General features: G+C 26.8%; 25 protein-coding genes. 13 read left to right on the top strand and 12 right to left on the bottom strand.

Translation table 11 applies throughout. The features are described 5' to 3' along the window. Positions 1 to 142 precede the first annotated feature (142 nt). The 8 genes from ALEK_RS08835 (at position 143) to ALEK_RS08800 (ending at position 6,885) form a co-directional block, all read left to right on the top strand. The gene (locus ALEK_RS08835) at positions 143 to 895 is read left to right on the top strand and encodes an SDR family NAD(P)-dependent oxidoreductase (RefSeq protein WP_071625524.1); all 753 of its coding nucleotides are present in this window, start codon (positions 143 to 145) and stop codon (positions 893 to 895) included. Next, positions 892 to 1,323: a nuclear transport factor 2 family protein gene (locus ALEK_RS08830; RefSeq protein WP_071625525.1), complete on the top strand. Its 432-nt coding sequence runs from the start codon at positions 892 to 894 to the stop codon at positions 1,321 to 1,323. The genes ALEK_RS08835 and ALEK_RS08830 overlap by 4 nt, the downstream gene beginning before the upstream one ends. Next, positions 1,320 to 2,564 (top strand): MFS transporter, encoded by a 1,245-nt coding sequence (locus tag ALEK_RS08825; protein ID WP_071625526.1) that lies wholly within the window; start codon positions 1,320 to 1,322, stop codon positions 2,562 to 2,564. The genes ALEK_RS08830 and ALEK_RS08825 overlap by 4 nt, the downstream gene beginning before the upstream one ends. A 78-nt stretch (positions 2,565 to 2,642) precedes the next feature. Beyond that, positions 2,643 to 3,158, top strand: a complete 516-nt coding sequence (locus ALEK_RS08820; protein ID WP_071625527.1) for a lipocalin family protein — start codon at positions 2,643 to 2,645, stop codon at positions 3,156 to 3,158. Continuing rightward, complete coding sequence (locus ALEK_RS08815) at positions 3,155 to 4,390, top strand: NAD(P)/FAD-dependent oxidoreductase (protein ID WP_071625528.1); 1,236 nt, start codon at positions 3,155 to 3,157, stop codon at positions 4,388 to 4,390. Before ALEK_RS08820 ends, ALEK_RS08815 begins: the two co-directional genes overlap by 4 nt. Beyond that, positions 4,387 to 5,127 carry a DUF1365 domain-containing protein gene (locus ALEK_RS08810; protein WP_071625529.1) on the top strand — a complete coding sequence of 247 codons (741 nt, stop codon included), beginning with the start codon at positions 4,387 to 4,389 and terminating at the stop codon, positions 5,125 to 5,127. Before ALEK_RS08815 ends, ALEK_RS08810 begins: the two co-directional genes overlap by 4 nt. A gap of 1 nt (position 5,128) precedes the next feature. Continuing rightward, positions 5,129 to 6,355 (top strand): SAM-dependent methyltransferase, encoded by a 1,227-nt coding sequence (locus ALEK_RS08805; RefSeq protein ID WP_071625530.1) that lies wholly within the window; start codon positions 5,129 to 5,131, stop codon positions 6,353 to 6,355. Further along, positions 6,352 to 6,885, top strand: a complete 534-nt coding sequence (locus tag ALEK_RS08800) for a DUF3833 domain-containing protein (RefSeq protein ID WP_071625531.1) — start codon at positions 6,352 to 6,354, stop codon at positions 6,883 to 6,885. Before ALEK_RS08805 ends, ALEK_RS08800 begins: the two co-directional genes overlap by 4 nt. 3 nt (positions 6,886 to 6,888) lie before the next feature. On the opposite strand, the gene ALEK_RS08795 is transcribed toward ALEK_RS08800, so the two are convergent. Then, positions 6,889 to 7,557, bottom strand: coding sequence for a hypothetical protein (locus ALEK_RS08795; protein WP_071625532.1), 669 nt, complete (start codon positions 7,555 to 7,557; stop codon positions 6,889 to 6,891). A 211-nt stretch (positions 7,558 to 7,768) separates the two neighbouring features. On the opposite strand from ALEK_RS08795, the gene ALEK_RS08790 reads away from it, so the two are divergent. From ALEK_RS08790 to ALEK_RS08770, 5 genes are all read left to right on the top strand, one after another. Further along, entirely contained in the window at positions 7,769 to 8,281 is a 513-nt protein-coding gene (locus ALEK_RS08790; RefSeq protein ID WP_071625533.1) for a lipocalin family protein, read from the top strand. 136 nt (positions 8,282 to 8,417) lie between these two features. Further along, positions 8,418 to 11,558, top strand: a complete 3,141-nt coding sequence (locus ALEK_RS08785) for a hypothetical protein (protein WP_071625534.1) — start codon at positions 8,418 to 8,420, stop codon at positions 11,556 to 11,558. A gap of 76 nt (positions 11,559 to 11,634) precedes the next feature. After that, the gene (locus ALEK_RS08780; RefSeq protein ID WP_071625535.1) at positions 11,635 to 11,898 is read left to right on the top strand and encodes a hypothetical protein; all 264 of its coding nucleotides are present in this window, start codon (positions 11,635 to 11,637) and stop codon (positions 11,896 to 11,898) included. Positions 11,899 to 11,963: 65 nt separating this feature from the next. Further along, positions 11,964 to 13,451, top strand: coding sequence for an ABC1 kinase family protein (locus ALEK_RS08775; RefSeq protein WP_228146247.1), 1,488 nt, complete (start codon positions 11,964 to 11,966; stop codon positions 13,449 to 13,451). A 73-nt stretch (positions 13,452 to 13,524) separates the two neighbouring features. Continuing rightward, a complete protein-coding gene (locus ALEK_RS08770; RefSeq protein ID WP_164072415.1) occupies positions 13,525 to 13,671 on the top strand; it encodes a hypothetical protein in 147 nt (48 codons plus the stop codon). On the opposite strand, the gene ALEK_RS08765 is transcribed toward ALEK_RS08770, so the two are convergent. The 11 genes from ALEK_RS08765 to phnH form a co-directional block, all read right to left on the bottom strand. Further along, entirely contained in the window at positions 13,668 to 14,408 is a 741-nt protein-coding gene (locus ALEK_RS08765) for an MBL fold metallo-hydrolase (RefSeq protein WP_071625537.1), read from the bottom strand. The two genes, ALEK_RS08770 and ALEK_RS08765, sit on opposite strands and share 4 nt — an antisense overlap. Positions 14,409 to 14,416: 8 nt before the next feature. Beyond that, the gene (locus ALEK_RS08760; protein WP_071625538.1) at positions 14,417 to 15,100 is read right to left on the bottom strand and encodes an endonuclease/exonuclease/phosphatase family protein; all 684 of its coding nucleotides are present in this window, start codon (positions 15,098 to 15,100) and stop codon (positions 14,417 to 14,419) included. After that, positions 15,093 to 15,623: an AAA family ATPase gene (locus tag ALEK_RS08755; RefSeq protein WP_071625539.1), complete on the bottom strand. Its 531-nt coding sequence runs from the start codon at positions 15,621 to 15,623 to the stop codon at positions 15,093 to 15,095. Before ALEK_RS08755 ends, ALEK_RS08760 begins: the two co-directional genes overlap by 8 nt. Positions 15,624 to 15,786: 163 nt before the next feature. Then, a complete protein-coding gene (locus tag ALEK_RS08750; protein ID WP_071625540.1) occupies positions 15,787 to 17,850 on the bottom strand; it encodes a methyl-accepting chemotaxis protein in 2,064 nt (687 codons plus the stop codon). Positions 17,851 to 17,927: 77 nt separating this feature from the next. After that, a complete protein-coding gene (locus tag ALEK_RS08745; protein WP_071625541.1) occupies positions 17,928 to 18,563 on the bottom strand; it encodes an LbetaH domain-containing protein in 636 nt (211 codons plus the stop codon). A gap of 9 nt (positions 18,564 to 18,572) precedes the next feature. Further along, on the bottom strand, positions 18,573 to 19,712 hold the full coding sequence (locus tag ALEK_RS08740; RefSeq protein ID WP_071625542.1) for an alpha-D-ribose 1-methylphosphonate 5-triphosphate diphosphatase: 1,140 nt from the start codon (positions 19,710 to 19,712) through the stop codon (positions 18,573 to 18,575). A 1-nt stretch (position 19,713) separates the two neighbouring features. Beyond that, on the bottom strand, positions 19,714 to 20,403 hold the full coding sequence (phnL, locus tag ALEK_RS08735; RefSeq protein WP_071625543.1) for a phosphonate C-P lyase system protein PhnL: 690 nt from the start codon (positions 20,401 to 20,403) through the stop codon (positions 19,714 to 19,716). A 9-nt stretch (positions 20,404 to 20,412) separates the two neighbouring features. Then, positions 20,413 to 21,249 (bottom strand): ATP-binding cassette domain-containing protein, encoded by an 837-nt coding sequence (locus tag ALEK_RS08730; RefSeq protein WP_071625544.1) that lies wholly within the window; start codon positions 21,247 to 21,249, stop codon positions 20,413 to 20,415. Then, positions 21,249 to 22,076, bottom strand: coding sequence for an alpha-D-ribose 1-methylphosphonate 5-phosphate C-P-lyase PhnJ (locus ALEK_RS08725; protein WP_071625545.1), 828 nt, complete (start codon positions 22,074 to 22,076; stop codon positions 21,249 to 21,251). The genes ALEK_RS08730 and ALEK_RS08725 overlap by 1 nt, the downstream gene beginning before the upstream one ends. Then, complete coding sequence (locus tag ALEK_RS08720) at positions 22,073 to 23,137, bottom strand: carbon-phosphorus lyase complex subunit PhnI (RefSeq protein WP_071625546.1); 1,065 nt, start codon at positions 23,135 to 23,137, stop codon at positions 22,073 to 22,075. Before ALEK_RS08720 ends, ALEK_RS08725 begins: the two co-directional genes overlap by 4 nt. Continuing rightward, the gene (phnH, locus tag ALEK_RS08715) at positions 23,137 to 23,673 is read right to left on the bottom strand and encodes a phosphonate C-P lyase system protein PhnH (protein WP_071625547.1); all 537 of its coding nucleotides are present in this window, start codon (positions 23,671 to 23,673) and stop codon (positions 23,137 to 23,139) included. The genes ALEK_RS08720 and phnH overlap by 1 nt, the downstream gene beginning before the upstream one ends. Between the last annotated feature and the right edge of the window lie 5 nt (positions 23,674 to 23,678).

Raw genomic sequence — 23,678 nt, 5'->3', positions numbered from 1 at the left:
TCGGTTAGGTGTTATACCTCTATTTAATTACACAAAATATACTTGATTTTTAACTGACATATTATTCCTACAAAAAACTATATATAAAAGCTAAACTAACATAATAAGAAATATTAATAACTTTGTTCTAAAAGGACATATTATGAAAAAGAATATATGGATTATAGGTAGTAGTAGTGGCATTGGACTAAACTTAGTAAAAGAATTTTTAAAAGATGGTTCAAATGTAATTGCAAGTGCAAGAAGCGCGGAAAGCTCAACTGCTTTAAATGAACTAAAAAAAGAGTATGAAAACTTACTTTTACTTAATGTTGATGTTTCAAATATTGAATCAATTATAAAAGCAACAAAAGAAGTATTTTCAGCCAATGATCATTTGGATACAGTTTTTTTTAATGCTGGTGTTTATGAAAGTATGAAATATAATGAATGGAATATAAAAGACTTTGAGAATATGACAAATATAAACTATCTAGGAGCTGTTAGAGTTCTAAATACTTTAATACCCTATTTTGAAAAACAAGGTTTTGGACACTGTGTTTTTAATGCAAGTTTATCTACTTATTTTGGTTTACCTTATGGAGGAGCATATAGTGCTTCTAAATCTGCATTAGTAAATTTTGCTCAATCCATTCAACCTGAATTATTAGCAAAAAACATACAAATACAAATAATAAATCATGGTTTTGTAAAAACAAGACTTACAGCAAAAAATGATTTTGATATGCCTGAATTAATGGATCCAGAAGATGCAGCGAAACAGATATACAATAATTTAAATGATACCTATAAATTTGAAATTAGATTTCCTTATAAATTATCCCTATTTCTAAGATTTTTAAATCTTCTTCCTTACAAATTATCCCTATCAATTACTAAAAGGTTTTTAAAATGAGTTATGAAAAAAAACTTGAAGAGTATATAAACTTCTTTGAGAAACTAAACAAAGATATAAAAATCGATAAATATGCAGAGATATATGAAGAACATATATATTTTGAGGACCCTTTTCAAAAAACATATACATTAAATGCTTTATATAAAATATATGAAGAGATGTTTCAAAATTTACATAAGCCAGAGTTTAAAATTAATGAATGTGCAATAAATCAAAATATAGCATATATTCAATGGACTTTTTCCTTTAAAATGAATGAGAAATCTTCTTTTGAGAGTATAACCGGAGTAAGTAGAGTTGAATTTGCTGAAAATGGAAAAGTAATATCTCATATAGATTATTGGGATAGTTCTAAAAATGTTTTTGAAAAAATACCAATATTAAAAAATATATTAATATTTATAAAAAATAAGATAAAAACATGAAAAATTTATTAAGAGTATTAACATACGGAATATTAGCAATACCAATTGCTTTTTTAGGATTACCACTTTATATATATTTACCAAACTTTTATGTAAATGAAGTAGGTATGAATGTAGCTGTTGTAGGAGCTGTTTTATTTATAGCACGATTATTAGATATGCTTGCTGACCCTTTTATTGGTAGATTAAGTGATACTCGAATAAAAAGAAAAAATATGATTCTAATTGGTTCGGTTTTAATTCTAATTGGATTTTATTTTCTAACACACCCTACTTCTAGTAGCTCAATACTGTATTTATTAGTTTTCTCCGTATTAACCTATATTGGATTTAGTTTAGTTAACATTCCATATCTTGCATTAAATGCTCAACTAGGAAAAGACTATTATGATAATACAAGATTATCTTTTTCAAGGGAGATATGTTCAATCTTAGGTATTTTAACTGCTTTATTATTACCATATTTATTCAATGTATCTGAAAATTCAAAAGAGAGTTTGGATTTAATATATACTTCATTATTAGTGGTTTTACCAGTAGTTTTAGTTTTCTTTCTACTTAATATAAAATCAATAAAACAAGTAGAAGTAAAATACTCATTTCTAGAAACACTAAAAAAATTCTACAAAGATTTTAGTAAATCAAAAAACATATTTATAGCTTTTATTTTGAATAATCTAGCAAATGCGATTCCTGCAACACTATTTTTGTTTTATGTTGAATTAGTCTTAAAAAGAGAAGACTTAACAGGAATATTACTAATTGTTTATTTTTTATCTGGAGTATTGTCTTTGCCTATATGGATATATTTATCAAAAAAAATATCTAAGCAAAAAGTATGGATAATTTCTATGACAATGGCATCTGTTGTTTTTTGTTTTGTACCTTTTTTAAATGAAGATGATTATATAGCCTTTTCAATTATATCAATACTTACAGGAATGAGTCTTGGAGCAGATATGGCAATACCTACATCAATACAATCAGATATTGCTAAACGATCTGAAGTTTTAGGCAATCAAGTCTCAGGCTTATTATTTGGATTCTGGGCAATGATTACAAAATTTTCTTTGGCCTTTGCCGTTGTAATTACATTTGGGATATTGGAACTTGTGGGTTTTGATAGTAAAAATCCTGATGATTTATCTTTAGTAACTATTTCCCTACTCTATTCAATACTTCCTGTAATCTGCAAAATTATTGCAATAATCTTTGTTATAAACTATAAAGAGTTGCATTAGTTTATTAACTAACATTTTATATATATGAACAATCCTAAACAGTAGATATCATTAATATAAGAACAAAAGGAGTTAAAGATGAAAGCTTTATTTATTTTACTTATAGCCTTTGTATCACTTTATTCAAATTCTCCTAAAGCTGTTGATTATGTAAGCCCTGAACGATTCAGTGGTTTATGGTACGAGATAGCAAGAACATATAATAGTTTTGAACATAGCTGTGTTGCTTCTACTGTTGAGTATCAATTAAAAGAACAAAATGAATACAAAGTATTTAATAGATGTTTTGAAAATGAAATTGGTGGTAAACGTATAGAGTTCAGAGGTGTAGCAAAAGCTCAAAGTGAAAACTCAATGTCAAAACTAAAAATGACTTATTTTTGGATTTTTTCAAATGAATATAAAGTTATCTATTTGAATAACTATAAAAGTGCTGTAGTGGTTGATGATGATATGGAGTATGTATGGATAATGAGCAGAACTCCAAAAATGCAAAAAGATGAGTTTGAAATGATAATTACTTTGTTAAATAAGTATATGAATACAAATGAATTGATTATAACACCTCAAGATGAGAAAGGAAGATACAGATGAAAATTGCAGTATTAGGTGCAGGTATTAGTGGATTAGGTTCTGCCTATCTTTTAAGTAAAAAACATCAAGTTGACCTGTACGAAAAAGATAATAGATTTGGTGGACATGCAAGAACTACACAAGTTGAAGAAGATGGTAAAACATTTGGAGTTGATACTGGTTTTTTAGTATTTAACCATGAAACATACCCTTTATTAACAAAACTATTTGAACAATTAGATGTGAAAATTGAGAATTCAGATATGAGTTTTGGATTTTGGGATCAAAAAAATAATATGGCATACAATGGGCAATCTATTGGAGGTTTATTTTTCCAAAAAAAGAATTTATTTTCATTAGAACACTATTTAATGATTAAAAATATAGTGAGATTTAATAAACAAGCTAATATTGATTTAGAAACTAATGAATTAGATTTATCTTTAACATTAGGAGAGTATTTACAAAGCTACTCAGAAGTTTTTAAACAAAGATATATAATTCCTATGGGAGCTGCAATTTGGTCAACACCTAGTAATAAAATGAATGAATTCCCTGCTCTAACTTTTTTAAGATTTTTTAAAAACCACGGTTTATTAGGCGTTAGTACTCAGCATCAATGGCTGACGGTTAGTAATGGAAGTATTAATTATGTAAATAAAATTCTTCCTAAAATCTCAGGAAAAGTAATAAAAAATAGTAATATTATTTCTGTAAAAAGAGTTGATAATAAAGTATATTTAATAGATAAAAATGGTGAAATCAATATCTATGATAAGGTAATTTTAGCTATGCATGCACCTGAAGCATTAAAAATACTTGATGACAGTTCCCCAAAAGAGCAAGAAATATTAGGTGCTTTTTCTTATAAAGAGAATAATGCTGTTTTACATACTGATAAAAATGCTTTATATCCAAACAAAAATATTTATGCTGCTTGGAATTATAAAACAAGTGGAAAATCTAATGATGTGACTTTATCTTATTGGATTAATAAACTACAAAACTTAATCACAAAAAAAGACTATTTTGTTTCTCTAAATGAAACAGATGAAATAAAAGAAGTAATAGAAAATATCAAATATTCTCATCCTCAATTTGATCTAAATGCAATAAAAATGCAAGCTAGAAGAGATGAAATAAATGGAGTGAATAATACATATTTTGCTGGGGCTTATTGGAGATATGGTTTCCATGAAGACGGCCTTTGGAGTGCTAATACTATAGCTGAAAAATTAGGATGTGAGTTATGAAACATACACTATATGATGGGGTGATTTATCATAAAAGATTTCACCCAAAAGAGCATAACTTTTCATACAAATTTTTTATGTTAGACATTGATCTTAAGAATTTAGATGAATTAAAAAATAAATGGTTTTCAAATAATAAATTTAATTTATTTTCATTTAATACAAAAGATCATTTTGGTTCTAGTGAAGATTTCATAGAAAATGTAAGAACTTTATTAAAAAAGTTTGAGCTTAAAGAAAGCTCAAAAATGAGATTTATCACCTTACCTAGAATACTAAATTTTGTATTTAATCCTATTAGTTTATTAGTGATATTTGATAGTGAAAATAAACCTGATTTTCTCTTAGCAGAAGTGCATAACTATAATGGTGGAAGAGTGATTTATCCTATAAAATTAAATAAGAATAATAATTCATACAAGGGTGAAATTATGAAAGACATGTATGTATCTCCATTTTTTAATAGAGATGGAAAATATGATTTTTCATTTAAATACGATGAAGAAAACGTATCTTTAAAAATAGATTTATATGAAGAAAATAAAAAGATGTTAACAGCTTCTTTTTCTGGAAATTCATTACATTATAATGAAGAAAATTTAATGAAACTATTTTTAAAGCATACTTTTTTAACTACATTTGTAGTAATTAGAACGGTATGGCAGTCTTTAAAACTATATCTAAAAGGTATAAAGTTTAGAAAAGCAGAAGAAATAGATACAAAAAGGAGACACTGATATGGAAACTTTATGGCATAAATTTGGTGACAATTTCTTATCAAAATTAACTTACGGAAGATTAAAAGTTAAATACCCTAATGGTCTTATAAAACATTATGGATCAGATAATACAGAGGAAGTAAACCTAGAACTTTATAATTATGATTTTTTTTATAAAATCTTACTTTATGGAGATGTTGGTTTTGCAGAAAGTTATATGGATGAAGATTTTAAAACTAATAATTTAACTAAATTAATAGAAATAGCACTGTTAAACTCTAATGAATTAGGAGTAAAAAGTGAAGATAATGGGAAAAATAGTTTTATAAATATACTACCAGTTTTTAATAAAATCAAACACTATTTTAGAAAAAATACAAAAGAGAATTCTAGAAAGAATATATCAGATCATTATGATTTATCTAATGACTTTTATAAGTTATTATTAGATGATACGATGATGTATTCATCAGCAATTTTTAGATCAAAAGAAGAGACTTTGTATGAAGCTCAAAAAAGAAAAATCAGTCATTTGGCAAATAAATTGAATTTAAAAGATGGAGACAATGTACTTGAAATAGGCTCTGGATGGGGTTCTATGGCATTACATTTAGCTAAAGAGAAAAACTGTAATGTTACAACAGTTACGCTAAGTAATGAACAGAAGAAACTATGTGAAGATAAATTTAATAAACATAATATTGAAGAAAAAATAGATATTTTTCTTAAAGATTACAGGGATTTAAAAGGTCAATTTGATGCAATAATTGCAGTAGAAATGTTTGAGGCAGTAGGACGTGAATATTTTGATATTTTCTTCAAAAAATGTGAAGAATTACTAAAACCTAGTGGAGTATTAGTATTACAAATAATCACAATGCCAGATAATAGATATGAAGATTATTCTAAGGGAACAGATTTTATTCAAAAGTATATTTTTCCAGGTGGACATTTGCCTAGTGTTTCAAAAATTCTTGAAACAACAAGTAAACATACACGATTAAACCTTTTACATATGGAAGAATTTACAGAAGATTATGCAAAAACATTAAATATTTGGCATGAAAATTTTCTAAATAAATTAGATGAAGTAAAAGAATTAGGGTTTGATGAGTATTTTATAAGAATGTGGAAAATGTATTTAAGTTATTGTGAGGCAGCATTTTTAACTAGGAATGTGAATCTTGTTCAAGTTACATTTACAAGAGATCAGAATATAGAATTAAATAAAGGATTAGTAGCATGAAAACTTTTAATATAATACTCATCTCTTTTTTTATTATTATTTTTACGGGGTGTGGATCAATGAAACTAAGTGATTTTAAAAACAAAACTCCAATTTTGGATGTAAAAACATATTTTAATGGTAATTTAAAAGCTTATGGTTTAGTAAAAGATAGAAGTGGAAAAATTATTAAAACCTTTAAAGCAGATATGTTTGGTTCTTGGGATAAGAATGGTATTGGTACTTTAGATGAACATTTTGTTTATGATAATGGAGAAAGACAAAGAAGAATATGGACTTTTACTCCAAGTGGAAATGGCGAGTATATAGGAACTGCAGGAGATATTGTAGGTGATGCAAAACTAAAATCTACTGGTAATACAATAATGATTGATTATACAATGCGAGTTCCTTATAATAATTCAACACTTGATATAAATGTAAAAGATTGGCTTCATTTGCAAGAAGATAATGTGATAATTAATCACTCTAAAATGAAGAAATTTGGTTTTGAGGTTGGTGAGTTAGTAATAACTATAATTAAAGAGTAGTTCTTATTTGAACTGCTTTATAAAATTATTATTTTCTTCTTCAAGATTTTTATATTTATAAATTAGTTCATTATATTTTGAATAATAGTCATTATATAAAAATGAATAATCATCTTCATCCTCGTACCTGTCATACTGATCTTTTGATGTATTTCTCATGGCATCAAGAAATGAAAAAGAATTTATTTCTAATAAAATTTCATCAAGTTTTTCTTGTGATATTTGATCTGTAACTTTTAAACTTTTATTGTTTATTCTATCCGTAATACTATCGTGAAGTAAGTCTGATAATTTGCTTTTACCATTTAGTGATGAAAAGTAATTATGTTTATCATTGTATCTATCATTTAAAAAAGAGTATCCAACATCAAAGGGATATCCCAATACTGTATTAAATAATGCTTGAGATAATTTCTCATCACTTGTAAATAAAGTTGTTAATCTTAAATTTTTTGCCATTTGCTTATCATTATCATTTTGAAATAAATGTTCAATTTCTTGAATGCTTATTCCTTTAATATTCGAATAAGATAAACTGCTAGTTTTATTAGTAGTAAATTCTTCATTAGCAGAATCTTTTAAATCTTTTATAAAATCAATATTTTTATTATTTAAATTATCTTTTTTGATATTTGCCAATAATTCAAGCTCGTTTATATTTGAAGTAATCATAATTAACCTTTTTATAGAAAATATACTATATAAACATTGTTTATTTGTGAATTTGGCCTACAAGGGCTTTTTATACTTATTAACGTATCATTACACTACAAAAACAAACCTCGTCCAAATATAGAGTTAAGTAAAATATAAGATATGAACTTACATTTTATAACTACTAAAGTATAACAATATTTTGTAAAATAAACAAAAAAGGATAATTATGAAACTTTATCTATTACCAGTATTAATAATCTTACTTTTTGTTTCTTGCTCAAAAAAATATGAAAATCTTGAAACCGTAGAAAAAGTGCAAATAGAAAAATATTTAGGCTCTTGGTATGAAATTGCTAGATATGAACATAGTTTTGAAAAAGATTGTAAAAATGTAAAGGCCACATATAGTATTAACGATGATAAAAAAATAAAAGTAATAAATGAATGTGTAAATATAAATACAAATAAAAAAAAGGAAGCTTTAGGTATTGCATATACTACAAATGAAACAAATAGTAAATTAAGAGTTAGTTTTTTTAGACCTTTTTATGGTGACTATTGGATTTTGATGTTGGGTGATAATTATGAATATGCCTTAATAGGTGAACCATCAAGAGAGTATTTATGGATATTATCAAGAACTAAAAAACTAGATGAAAAAATAAAAAAAGAGATTTTAATAAAACTCCCAAGTTTAGGCTTTAATGAATCAAAACTTATATGGACTATTCAAGAATAATTATTAATTAATTTTGTTATTTCATCATAAAAATTTCATTAAGTTACAATAATTAATCTCTTATTTATTTACTTATAATAATATTCTGTTTAATAATTAAATAAACAAATAATAATTTGTTTTAATAGGATATTTGATGCAAGAAATTGAAATAAGCGTAGATTTTGAGGATAAAGAATCTTTAAAATCTTCTTTAAAAACTTTAAGTAAAATGATGTCAAAAGTTTTCAAATTTACAGAAAATAACGGCTACTTTATGATAGAAAACTATCTTCCCATTATTAATAATCAAGGTAAAAGCATAACAAAAGAAGAGATGTTTAACAATGATATATTAGAGAATGTTATTCATTTATCAGCTGATTTATCAAAAGATAATCTTTTTAAAACAGATGAGACTTATATAGATAATTCATTAAACGTATTTACACAGTGTTTTCTAATCCATAAAGCATTAGAGCATGGATTGGAAGATGAAGTTTTAAAGTTTGTAAATAAAATAATTTCTTTTAGTGTAAAAATAAATGATTCGAGTGATTTATGGTATGACGAGTGCAATGTTTATGGAATCGATATCATAACAACTCTAGCTCTACACAATCCCAAATATATTCATTTGATTTCAGAATATATTATTCCTTATTGGGATGATGAACATGCGCCTTATATTTTTGACTACCTTCCTTATTTTATGAAAAAACATGGTTTTACAAAAGATATATTAAAAGCTTTTGCTTATACTCATAGTATACAGAGTTTTTTTGCTTGTTTTATGCAGTATGATGAGGAATATGGAGAGAATACAAATGGAGAGCTTTTCGAGCATTTTAAAAACAATCATAATGATTATCTGTATTTTAAAGAGGAGTTTTTAAACTATCTTAGAAAATACCCAAGATCAAATGAAGATGAAGATTTTGTACATTTAAGTACGAAGATATTTAAAGTAATTATCGATGAAAACCTAGAAGAAAGATTTGAAGAAAGATTTGAAGAAGAGTTTACAGGCAAAACTATAGAAGAAGAGCTTGTTATATTCTCTGATGAAATTGATGAAGTATTAGAGGATTTTACAGAAGAAGATTATCCTTTTATAAGAGATGAAGATGGTGAGTCTGAAGAGCTTGAAGATTATGAAGAAGATATTCATGATACTATAAGAATAAATACAGAGTTTTTTACAAAAGGTTTTGATAATGGTGAGAAAATCTATGACTATGTGCTATATGGGAAAAATGAAAATCTTTTAGCTAATATAAAAAAAATAAAAGATTTTAAATATTTTGCTGCAAAAAATGACTTAGAAATACTAAAAAGATTTAACTACTATGGTGTAGATTTTTTATCAGATATAACAGAATCTTTTATCAATCAACAACTAGAATGTGAAGTAAGACAATCGTTTATAGGAAAGTTTTTTAGTAAAAATGATATTAGTCCAAAAGAGCGAGCTTTACGAGCTGTTGATGTGTTATTTAGAGCATATGGACAAAACTTAGATGAGTTTAGTATACGACAATTAACGCAAGAGTATGAACTATGTGCGTTAGATGAAGTATTTAAAAGATATACACTTTTTACAAATAAAAAAGATCTTATAAAACAAATACAAGGTTTAATGAATAAGTTCTATGGGGGAGAAACCTCAAGAGAAGACTTGGAACAACTTAACGCCCTATTCTTACAAGATAGAACAATGTGGGATGATATTTTATCTTCAGTTATGCACAATAAAGCAGTTGGTGTTGATGAGGATATTGTTCAAGTGATGCCAGGATTAAGTAGATCTGATATAAAAGGTGCATATTTAGCAAGTGTTGCATTTGTTATACATAAAAATTTTGATCCTAAAGATGAAAATATTCAAACACTTATAAATTTTTATAAAAATAATATTTTTGTAGTATTTGCTTCAATTTTAAAAGAGTATGGAAAAACAAGTTATTATGTAGGAAATGACACAGTTGATCAATCTCATTTAGCAGATGAAGTATTAGAGTATTGTATCAATTCATCTCATGGTTTAGAAAAAATTAGAGAAAATTTAAATGAACTTTCATTTATAAATGAGCAAGAAGTAGATACGAAGTTTGTTGGTCATGAGATGGGTATTTATATGATAGGACTATTTTCTAGTGATGAGATGCAAGGATTATTGGCTTCAATAGCATATATGTATAAATATGTATCAAAAGATATGCAAAAACAAATTTCTAGAATATATACATTGATCCTTGATTTAGCTCCTGTAAAAACAATAAATGAAACTTCTAAATCATTTTTTAATCAACACGCAAATGAAGAGTTGGGGAAAAACCCACATGTTTATTATAATTTTATAGAGTTATTAGAAAGTATGGGTGTAAAAAATGAGTATATTATTGCTTGGGAGATAAATAGAGTAAATAGACATAAATATGAAGATTTTTGTGTTAAAAGACTTGAAAATCTAAGTAAAGATTATTTATCAAATAATACCGAAGTAGTAAGAGACAGTATTCAATATTTAGACTTTGGAACAAGAAGAGAGTTTTTAAAACTTGTAAATGATATTGAACCAATAGATGAGTATTTTATAGATTGTAAAAAACAGTTTGATAGAATGAATTTTTCATTTGCAAAAAGATTAACTGTTTGGGATAATCCAGATTGGAATATGGATGAAAAAGAGAAATTAAGATACAAAGAAGCCATAGAAGTAAATGCTCAACTAATCGAAGACTTTTTATTTAACAACAGTTCTTTTGATAAAATACAAGAAAATATAGTAGACCAAAAAGAACACTATACGCCTGATGATTTATCTGAAATTATTCCTTATTTTGATGCGGATATACAAGATAAATATCTTTATCTGATATGTAAAATCGGATATATAAGTAGAGTCTACGATCATATGAGAGTAGCTTACGAAGATGAGTTTGAAACTTATGGATTAACACATAAGCTTTTTTATAAAATAACTAGTTTAGGAATAGATGAAAGTTTTGCATTGATGTTTATTTTATCTCAAGCTACAAGAGAAGCTCAATATGCCGAAGATGAGGAAGACAAAAATTTCATAAAAGCATTGATGGATATTTATACAAAAATTGATTTATATAATGCATCAAAAGATTATAAAGAAAATAAAATAATTTTTCTTTTAAGAGAAATAGCAAATGATAATAGAGAAGAAACTCAAGAGAAGAAAAAACAAATATTAGAAGAATTCTCTAGTCATTCTAAACTAAAAGTACAAAAAGTAGCGAAAAGCTTTTTAGAAAGTATTCAATAAACAATATAATAAACTAACAAAAAATACATACAAATAACACTTCTTTTCTTATAAACTAAATAAAAAAGGAGATGTTATGTTAAAGGAACTGATTTTTACAGGTCTTGGAGCAGGAGTACTATTAAAAGAAAAAGTTGAAGATGAACTAAATAAGTTAGAAGAAAAAGGAAAAATCGACTCTTCTGATATTAAAAGCTTTATCGAATCCTTAGAGAAAAAAGGTAAAGACGAAGAGATAAACATTAAAAAGCATATAAAAGAGAGTCTTAAAGAAGCTATTGATGAATTAGGATTAGTTACTAAAGATGATTTAGAAAAATTTAAAAATGATATAAAATGAAAACTTTATTTAATATCCTAAGACTTTACTCTCTAGGAAGGGTCTATAAAGTTTTTAGGTTTTTAATGACAATTTATTTAGTAATTAAGAAAAAAGATAGTTTTCTTTGGATTAAACCTCTTTGCCCTATTGATTTAAAAAATACAACTATACACTTAGGTGCAAGCTTTATAAAACTTGCCCAAGTTTTAGCTACTAGAGCTGATTTTTTTGGTGAAGATTATTTACAAGAACTTAGACAATTACATGATAAACTTCCTACTATGTCAAATGATAGTTTCAAAAGAGTGTTTGATAAATCATTTAAGAATACTCCTTTTGAATATTTTGATAACAATGCTCTTGCCTCCGCATCAATTGGACAAGTGCATATTGCAAAGCTAAAAACAGGTGAAAAAGTTGCTGTTAAACTAAGACGAGAAGGCATCAAACAGCGTGTTTTAGCAGATATTCATATAATCAATTTCTTTAATACTATATTTAAACCATTATTTTCTTTTTATACAAAAAATTCAATTGAAGCAGTTGTTTCAGAGTTTTCTTCAATGATAAAAGAAGAAATAAGCCTAAGTATAGAATTACAAAATTTAATAAAATTCTCAAAAACATATAAAAACTCAGAAATAAAATTTCCAATTCCTTATGCTCAATACTCTTGCGATGATGCACTTGTTATGAGTTATGAAGAAGGTTTTAGATTTGATGATAAAAAATCACTCTTTAAACATAATATAGATTTTAATAAGATCATTTCAAAACTAGTTGGGTTTTATACAACACAGATGTTAATTAATGGATATTTTCATGCTGACCCACATCCTGGCAATTTACTAATTACAAAAGAAGGTGAAATTATACTACTTGATTTTGGTATGGTAAAAACAGTTTCTAATGATAAAAGAGTTGCTATTATCGAATTAATCAAAGGTGCAAATGAGCAAGACTATGAATTATATATAAGTGCAAGCAAGAGATTAGGAACAATAGCCTATGAAGCCCCTACTTCAGAATTGACACAATTTACTTCTAAAATGTTTGATATCTTTTCTAATGATAATTTAGATAGTGAATCAATGCAAAAGTTGGCCTTTGATGTATTAAGTACGACTAGAGATATGCCTTTTAAGTTACCAAGTGATGCTATTTATATCTTAAGAGTAAGTGCAATAATTGAAGGATTAGGCACTACTTATATTGAAAACTTTAATGGTGTAAAAGACATATTACCAATCTTAAAAGATAATCTTCCAAAAGCTTTAGGTGCAAAAGAATCCATAGTGGAAACAATAATTGATGAATTAAAAGATATACCATTTACTATAAAGGATTTTAAAACAGCAGTAAAACAAGCAAGTGTTGGAGAATTAAAAGTGGAGTTATCATCTAATCAATTAGAGTATCTACAAAAAGAAATAAAAAGCTACTTAGCACCAAAAATATTCTCTATTGTTTTAATGCTCTCATCATTGTATTTACTTAATTTAGATAAGGATTACAAAGAAATATCTATTGCATTATTTGTTTTTGCCTTTGCTAGAATAATATATAAGTAGAATGGCATTAAGAGACATAATATATCTATTAAAAGATTCTTTTATCTTATAAAATAAATAAAAAAGGATAATTATGAAAACTTATATATTATCTATATCAATAATTTTATTTTTTTCTGCTTGTTCATCAAAACATGAACCTTTAGATACTGTATCCAAAGTAGTTTTAGAAAAATACTTTAATAACTACAACAAGAAAAAAATACAAAAGAGTATTTAATCTAGATAAAACTCATCATTTGCTTTTACATATTTATATCTAAGAATAATATTATTCTCTAAGATATATTCTAGTGTTGTATGTGATATATGCATTAAATATCCATTTTTTACTTTTAACTCATCTAAAATATCACTTGCTTGAATATAATTTAAGTGATTACCAGTATTCTTTCTCTCATCATAACACGCATCGATAAAAGCATAGTCAATTTTTTTATTTTTTAAAAACTTCATTGATTCTATTGGAAGACCTGAACAATCTGTTAAATAAGCAATATTTACATTTTTAGTTTCAATGAAATAACCAAAAGTATTTTTAGAATGTTTTAGAGGAATAGAAGTAAATTTAATATTTTCTACTATTATAGATTCAAACTCTTTTATTTCGTTATAACCTATAGAATGTTTGTGTTTAAATAAATCAGAAAAACCATTTTCATCTTTTGGATGATAACAAGGTATATAATCATTTGAGTGTCTAAGTCGTAATAATCCCAAACAATGATCAGCATGAAAATGAGTAAGAAAAATAGATTTTATTTTTTTGCCATCAAAAATATTAGAGATATTTTCAATTCCAGCATCAAGTAATATATGAGAATCATCAATTTTAATATATGCAGAAGTAGAGAGATTTTGTAAACCTTTTTCTCTATGATAAACACATACATTACATAAACAATTATGTACAGGAAAACCCGCACTATCAGCAGTACCTAAAAATTTTAGCTTCATATTTAACCTTATATCCTAAAAGAATTTATTAAGCAATAATGATCACTATACTCTTTTAGTATGATTTTTGATTTTATACTTTGTGGTGTATTTTTTGTTTTATAAAAGATATAATCTATAATAATACCATGTTCATGGCTTTGTTGAATATTCTTATCTTTAAATCCCATTTCTCGTATTAATTTAATCTCTTTTGAGTTTGGTTGAGCATTAAAATCTCCACATAAAAATGTAATATCATATTCATTATAATTTCTTAAGTGAGTTAGAATTAATTGCATTTGATCGTATCTAGTTTTACTATTAATATGAGATAAATGTGTATTTACTACTAAGACTTTTTTGTTCTTTATATTTACTTCAATAATTTGAAAAGCTCTCTCTTGGGGTCCATCTTTATCAAAATAAATCTCTTGCAAAAGTTTTGTATCATACTTTGATAATATAGTAAGATTGGAACTACTATTTTTGCCATTTCTTATTTTTGTTCGTGTTGATGTAGAAATATAGTTAAAATCAAGTTCAATATTTAGAAACCTACTACTAGAAAAATCTTTTGAATTATAATCTTCTTGTAAACAAATAATATCAAATTTATTGTTTTTTAATTTATTTGATAAATTATAGATTCTATTTGGAAAGTCACCATCATCTTTCCAAATATTATATGTAGCAATGTTTATTCTACTCACTATCAATCTTTTTTAATACTTTGACAAAACTTTCTATAGATTTTTCAATGTCACCAGAGTTATCGAATTCTATTAAGTTTCTTGCATTGATTTTTTTGTAAGTTCTATTTAGTCTTTTTTCAATTTCTTCTTCTGTTTCTCTTTTTCTAATAAGTAGTCTACTTCTTAATTCTTCTTTAGGAACAGTTATATTTATAGTATAAACATCTTTATATACCTTTTCAAAATCTTCAATTTTTGATCTCGATATAGAGATTATATTTAAACCATTTTTAATTGAATTTTTAGAAATACCATAAAAATTTTCATGTGCATTCCATGTTGAAACAAATAAACTATTATGTTTTAAAATTTCAAAAGCATATTCATCCAAATAGTAATTTTTTTCACTTTTATCAGGCTTTCTTGTAATATATCTTTTTACAAAATTTATATCAGTTTTTAATTCTTTTTTTGCACCTTTAATTAGTGTATCTTTACCAACTCCACTTGGACCTACGATTAATATAATTTTTGTTTTCATAATTTTCTTCTTTTTGAATATTTGTATAAATTTAATGCTTAAACATTATTATTTATTAGATTTACTATATCGAAGAAAAGTTCTTCTTTGGTTACAATTTGAAGTATTTAAGAGGATTTAGAAGAAACACCTAAGAGTAATTCTTAGGTGTTAATAATTGAGTTTAGAAGCTTTCCCATTCATCATCAGATGAACTATTTGCTTCTATAACTTTGGGTTTATTTTTTTGTTCAAAAGCAGGTGCTTTTTTAGGTTCATATTTAACTTGAGGTTTCTTCTGTATAGGAGTTTTATTAATCATTGGAGGAGTTTCTTGTTTAATTGAATCCTTACCAATAAATTCTTTTTTATCAACGTCTAGTAGAATATCTTTTGCAATAGTTGAAGTATGAGATGCAATATCTTGTGTTTCACTTGCAATTCTAGCATTTTGTTGAGTTTGTTGATCTAATAAGTTAACTGCATCATTAATTTGTACAATACCAGTTTCTTGCTCTTTTGCTGCATTTGTAACATCTGAAATTAATTCAATAGTTTTATTAATATCACTATTTAAACTAGTATAACCATGAATCATTTTATCAGCAATGTTTTTACCTTCATTAGCTTTAACATTTGCATTTTCAACTAAGTCTTTAATCTCTTTAGCAGCTTCTGCGGATCTTGAAGCTAGGTTTCTAACTTCTGCTGCAACTACTGCAAATCCTTTACCAGCTTCTCCAGCTGTTGCTGCTTCAACTGCTGCATTAAGTGATAGAATATTTGTTTGGAATGCAATTTGGTCAATTACTGTAATTGCATCATTAATAGCAGTTACTTGAGAATTAATCTCGTCCATTGCTTTTGTAGTTTTAGAAGCTAAATCTTCACCTTCATTTGTTGACTTAGTAACTTCATCAGCTAATACTGACATTTGATTAATTTTTAAAGTTGTTGAACTTACATTACCTGTAATTTCTTCTAGTGCTGCAGCTGTTTCTTCTAGTGAAGCTGCTGCTTCGTTTGAACTTGTATTTAATTTATCAACATTACTTAATAAAGTATTTGCTGAAGTATCAAGTGTTAAACCATTCTTTTTATTATCAAGTAACATTTCATTAATTAATAATATTACTTCATTTAATGATTTTTCAATTTTACCTTCTGGATTGGCAATATTTTGGCTAAAGTCTTGACTAGATAATTTTACTAAAACAGCTAAGATTTTATTTGTATCTTTACCAACACTTGATTCTAAAGTATCTAACATTTCATTTAAATTTGTTTTTAATTCTTCAAAACTTTCATTATTTGTATTGATATCAATTCTTGAAGCTAGATCACCATTTTTAATATTTGAAACAAGTCCTTGTACTGCATAGATAAACTCTTTATCTTCATCAATCATTGTTTTAGTTCTACCAATATACTTATTAACAGCTGTTGACATTTCACCAAATTCATCTTGTACTGAATCATTTAGAAGTTTTACATCATTTGTTTCTTTACCTAAATATTTAAAGAATCCTCTAATGCCCATTCTAAAATCATGTATTGTTTTATTAAAATATTTTATTACAATAATAGCTGCTATTATTGATAATAATAGTGCAATTGCTGCTATTATTTCAATTATAAGTAATACTCTTTCTTCATCATGTTCTGCTGTTAAAGCTGATTCTTCTAATAAAGTAGTTAATTCTGTAAGAAGTTTTTCAATATTATGATCCATTTGTTTAAGTTCAGCAATTAAGATTTTTTTCTCTTTTAAAACTTGGTCATAATTACCATCTTTTAAAGCATGAATAAATTTAGATAACTCTTTTTTAAAGATTTTTTGTTCTTTTTCAAGTGTTTTTAACTCTTGTAAAAAATTATTATATAAATTTTTCGTTTCAATTGTATCCGCGTGATCAACTGCTTTTTTAACTAAATCCTCAGCATGAATAATAGCTTTATCCGTTTTTACTTCAAGCTCTTCAATATTAGTTTTTGCTTTTTTAAATTCATCACTATTTATATTTTTACTTGCAATAAATAGTTCATAAGTCAGGATTTCCTCTTTTAGGATATCTTTCTCTAGTTCGATAGTCGCTTTATTTATTGGAATTTGGTATTCCGCAATTTCAACCAATTCCTTTCCAATTGAGCTAATTCCTACATAAGAGGAAAAAGAAATAATTGCCATTCCTATTATTGAAATAAGCATACTAGAAATTATTTTTGTGGATAAATTTAAACTTCTCATAAATTTCCTTGTGTTTTATTTAATGATAGTAATTAAATAATAAAACAAAGGTTATAAAGGTGGATAAAAATTGTCTTTTATGAAAATTTATAAAGAAACTCACGAATATCTTTAAAATTATCTAAATTATTTTTTATTTCTTCATATTCCCAATTCCACCAAGAAATTTTTTCAAGTTTTTTTATAATCTCATTTGAGAATCTATATTTAAGAATTTTGCCACTTACACCAACTACAATTGCATAAGCAGGTACATCTTTTGTTACAACACAATTTGATCCAATAATAGCACCATTAGCAATTTTTACTCCTGGCATTATAACTGCACCATGTCCAATCCAAACATCATGCCCTATTTCTACTTTTTGTAAATTTCTATAATGAAAAAAGGCTTTATCATCTTCACCAAAACCATAACTTTTTCTTCTATACATAAAATGATGTTGGCAAGGCATTTCATAGGGATGAAAACCAGGATTAATTCGAACATTTGAAGCAATATTTACAAACTTACCAATTTTTGTATTTGTGATTTGAGAATACTCACATACATAAGAATAATCATCCATAATAGAATCACTAATATTTACATAATCACGTATTTCAGTATATTTTCCAAAGGAACAATTCTTTATAATTGCCTTTGGAAAAATAAATGGTTTAATACCAAGTTCTACTTCTATTTCTTCATTAAAACTCTCTATTTTAGTCATAATAAAGTCCTATAACCTAAAGCCTCTAATACCATTGTATATTGAATCACCATCTTTTAATGTAAGAACTACTTTTGGAATATGTGTATCATCAATAACAATAATATCAGCTTTTTTACCAACAGCAATTTCACCTCTATCGTCTAAATTAGCGTATTTTGCTGGTGTTGATGTAACCATTGAGAATCCTTTTGCAATATCAAGATTTGCATCCTCTTTCATTCTATAAACTGCTTGTAACATAGATGTTGGATGATAATCTGAACAAAGATATTTACAAACATCTTCTTTTACTAACTCAATTGCTGCGATATTTCCACTTTGAGATCCACCTCTTACAATATTTGGTGCTCCCATTCCTGTAGCAATTCCTTTAGATACTGCATACTTTGCAACTTCTAAATCTAATGGAAACTCTGAGATTTGAACTCCTAGATTTAGTAGACCATCAAGTTTTTCAATACAATCATCATCATGACTTAATAGTGTTAAATTATGCTCTTTAGCATGGGAAATTAAATCATTGATTTTTTCTTCATCTTTTGAGAGTTTTTTATCAACTACACTTTGTACTTCTTCCTCATTTAATCCATAATAACTTCCATAATATTTTTGAAATGATTCTAAAGATTTAAATTGACCTTGCCCAGGACTATGATCCATTAAAGATACTAATTTAACCATTCCATTTGAAATAACTTCTTTTATAGGTTCAACTGCCTCATCAGAGCTTAATTCAAATCTTGCATGAATATAATTATCAACCCCTAAGTGTTTTTTATTAGCTGTATAAATCTCTTCAATTTGTTGTTTTGCTAAATCAATGCTTCTTTTCTTTTTAGGGTTTTCTTCAAAGCCAATAGCATGGAACATTGTTGTAACTCCTGCCATTGATAGCTTTTTATCAAGCTCAGCAACTGCTGTTTCAATGCTAAAAGTAGCTCCTGGTCTTGGTTCAATCTCTTTTTCAATTGCATCTGAGTGTAAATCTACAATTCCTGGAGCTATTTTTTTCTCACCTAAATCAACTGCAACTTCATTTACTCCGTATTTATCAACTCTTTTAATTAAATCTTTATAGATTACAACATCAGCTGAGACAAACTCTTCGTTAATTAATACATTTTTACTTCTTAAAATTGTTTCCACTTTATTTAACTCTCTTTAATTTGTATATTTTGTCACTAATCATTTCCATTGCTTCTAAGTCATGGAAAATCCCAACCATTGCAACACCTTGAGTTTTAAGTACTTTTAGTTTTTCAACTACTTTCATTGTGTTCTTTTTATCTAATGAGGCAGTTGGCTCATCTAGCAATAGTAAAGATTTTGGTGCAATAATTCCTTTTGCTATATTTACTCTTTGTTGCTCTCCACCTGAGAAAGTTAAAGGAGATAAATCAAACAACTCTTCTCGAATTGATAAATAATCTAACATCTCTTTTGCTTTAACTCTTGAGATTTCTTCACTTTCACCTTTGAAAATAAGCTGTTCCGCTACAACATCAACTGCTGATACTCTTGGTAAAATTTGTAAGAATTGTGATACATAACCAATTTCTCTTTTTCTAAGCTCTAAAATTTCACTTTCATTTGCTGATGAAATATCTATTTTATTTCCATTATCCCTATGAAAGATAACTTGTCCATTTGTTGTTGTATATGTTCTAAACAGTGTTTTTAATATAGATGACTTCCCTGCTCCACTTGGTCCAAATAGAGATAAGAACTCTCCATTTTTAACTTCAAACGAAATGTTTTCAAAACCTTTAACTTCAATACTTCCTTGAGTATGTACTTTAAATGTTTTATTTAAATTTTTTACTTCTAATCTAGTCATAATTAGCCTTTACAGTATTGATGACACAAGTAATTGTGTATATGGATGTTGTGGGTCTTCTAATATCTGATCTGTTAGACCTTTTTCAACTATTTGCCCATTTTTCATAACAACAGTTATGTCTGTTAGGTGTTTAATAACTCCTAAATCGTGTGAAACTACAATCATTGAAAAACCAATTTCGTGTTGTAACTCTTTTATTAAATCAAGTATTTTTGCTTGTACTGATAAATCAAGACCTGTTGTAGGCTCATCTAAAAGTAATATCTTAGGATTAGATGATAATGCTTTTGAAATTTGAATTCTTTGTTGTTGTCCTCCTGAGAAATACTCAGGATAATCATCAATTCTAGATGTTGGAATTTCTGTTTTATCTAAAAAGAATAAAGCTCTATTTCTAATCTCATCATATTTCTTATTCCCACTCATTATTACTTTCTCAGCGATATTACCGCCAGCTGAGAAATTATAATTAAGTCCAAGTCTTGGATTTTGATAAATCATAGACATCAAAGAGTTTCGTAAATGAGATAATTCATTTAGGTTTGCATCAAGGATATTTTTTCTTTCCCCATTATTTCCAAGAAAATCTTTTACAAATATTTCACCTAATGATGCTTTTTGATCTTGATAAATTAGTTGTAATAGTGTTGATTTTCCACTACCACTCTCACCTACTATTCCTAAAACTTCCCCTTTTGAAAGAGCTAGATTTACATCATTTACTCCCACAACACTTTTACAAGTAGGACAAATAGAACTATTAAAATTTGCACCAGTTGTTTCTAAACATTTTGGACAAAATTTACCAAAAACTTTAGAAACATTTTTCATATCTAGTACCATTATTTTTCTCCTACTTCAATATTACTATCACAATAATCTGTGTCATTACAATAATAATGAGTAATACCCTCATCATCATAAACTTCATCTAGAAAAGAGTTTGTACTTCCACATCTAGAACAAGACTTACCATCAAAGTTTTCAACTTTAAAATCTCTATCTTCAAATTTTAAAGGTTCTACTTTTGTATATGGTGGTATTGCATAGATTTTCTTTTCTCTTCCTGCTCCAAATATTTGTAATGCTTTACAATCATTTAGTTTAGGTGTATCATACTTTGGTATTGGACTTGGATCCATTGCATATCTATTATTTACCATTACTGGATATCTATTAGAAATCCTAGAATCCCCAAACTGTGATGTATCTTCATATAATAAAACCCATAGTTTTGAATAATCAGCATTAGCATGTAATAATTTTGCTTTAGATATATTTGGTTCAACTGTTTCAAGTACATCTGGCATAGGAACTTGATAAACAAGAGTTTGTCTCTCTTCTAGTTCAATCTCTGGAACTCTATGTCTTGTTTGAATAATACTGGCATCTGTTGTTTTTGTAGTTGTATTTACATTAGTTACAGATTTTATAAAGTTCCTAATATTTACAGCATTTACACTTCCATCACAACCTTGGTCAATTACTTTTAAATTATCTTTTTCATTTATAAGTGCAAGTGTTACTTGCAGACCACCAGTACCCCAACCACGAGCTACTGGCAATTCTCTTGAAGCAAAACCAACAATATAACCAGGAATTGCAATAGCTTTTAAAATAGATCTTCTAATCTCTTTTTTTGCTTCTTCATCTAAAAATGCATATCTCATTTTGCATCTCCTTTTTTGTCATTTGAATACTTTTGAGCCGATTTAAAAATCTGATAATCAGTTTGGAAAGTAACATAATGAGGTAATTTAAAGTGATTTGTCATACCAAATGACTCAATTCCATCTAAGTGATGCATAATCATGTCAAAATCAGCTGCAATAATATGCTCTCCACCAACTGAATAATGTGTGTTATACAAAGATAAATCAATCATAGACATAGAAATAGCTTTTGTTTCATTCTTCCCAAAACAAAATCCAAAACCAGTAGTTAGTTTTGTATCACCATTTTCATCTTGATTAAATGTACCAACACACTCAACAGCAGTAGCTTCAATACTTCCAACTTTTACATCTTTTTTTGTAAAGGGATGAGTGAAATCAATATCAAGTTCACCAATTCTCAAATCTCCAATAGTTGGGTGAATATCCCCATAACCTCTCATAGTTGTGTATCCTACACATAATAATGAGCCAGTTTCAGCTCTACTCATTACTTGAAGGACTGCCGATCTTGGATATGGCGCACTTGGATAATTTCTTGTAACATCCCAAATCTTTTCTTCTTTTGGAAGTTTTTTGATTAAATCATCATCTCTTAGTGGAGATAAAGCAGATTTAATAACACAATCTTTACTTGAATACTCTTCAATATTTACATCTTCATTTTTTAAATCAACTAATAATTTGATTTCATAATCATTTGAAGGCCCTAATAATTGCCCTCCTTCAATATCTTTAAAAGCTGAAGAAATTCTTCTCGATAATCTCATTTTATTTATGTCTATAGTTCTAGAAATACCGATTCTTTGACAAGAAGATCTGTGTGCTCTTAAAAAGAAAGATGCATTTAATAAATCTCCGGCACTTCTTTTAATAGACCTAGCAGCTAGTTTTTTTGAATATAACGAACCTTCACTCATAACTCTGTCAATTGAAAAAGTCAATGATTTAATTAATACTTCATCTTCTAATTCATCAGCGCTATTTGTTAAATCAGCATAAAAATCTAATGAGTTTTTAATAGCCTCTTCTCCGCCTTTTATTGCATAATATGCCATTAGATTATCTCCATTTTTGTTGTTCTAGAAATTGCAGTTATTTCGCTATTTTTGTTTAAAAAGAAAACTTCATTTCCTAAAGGAAAATATGAATTCTTTTCATTGAAAAAGTTTACAAAAGACTTATCTACTGGCAAAGAAACAATTTTTTCTTTATTAATTCCAGGACCAGTTAGTTTTATTTTTTGACCTTTGAAGTTTTTGCATTTGAAAATATATGTTGCTGAAAATTCAGGATCTTTTGAAGTTCCTACTTTTCCTTTATTAAATGCAAATTCGCTAATCTCATCACAAAAAATATAGTCTGCATTTTCTAAATCATTCTCTTTTGAATTTGTAATTGCTTCAATTAGTGCAAATTCCTCTTTCCCTTCATAATTAAAAGAAACCTCTGAATATAGAAGTGTATTTGCAATTGCTAATAAATCAGAATCAAATAATGACTCAACTTTTTCAACACTTCCTGGCATTGATAACACATTCATCATTGCTCTAAAATTATCTCTATTTAATTTTTCTATATCAACTGTATTCATTATTT

This window comes from Poseidonibacter lekithochrous (genome assembly GCF_013283835.1).
GTDB lineage: Bacteria > Campylobacterota > Campylobacteria > Campylobacterales > Arcobacteraceae > Poseidonibacter > Poseidonibacter lekithochrous.
Note: the sequence above shows the minus strand (reverse complement) of the source record. Positions and strands in the feature narration are given on the sequence as shown.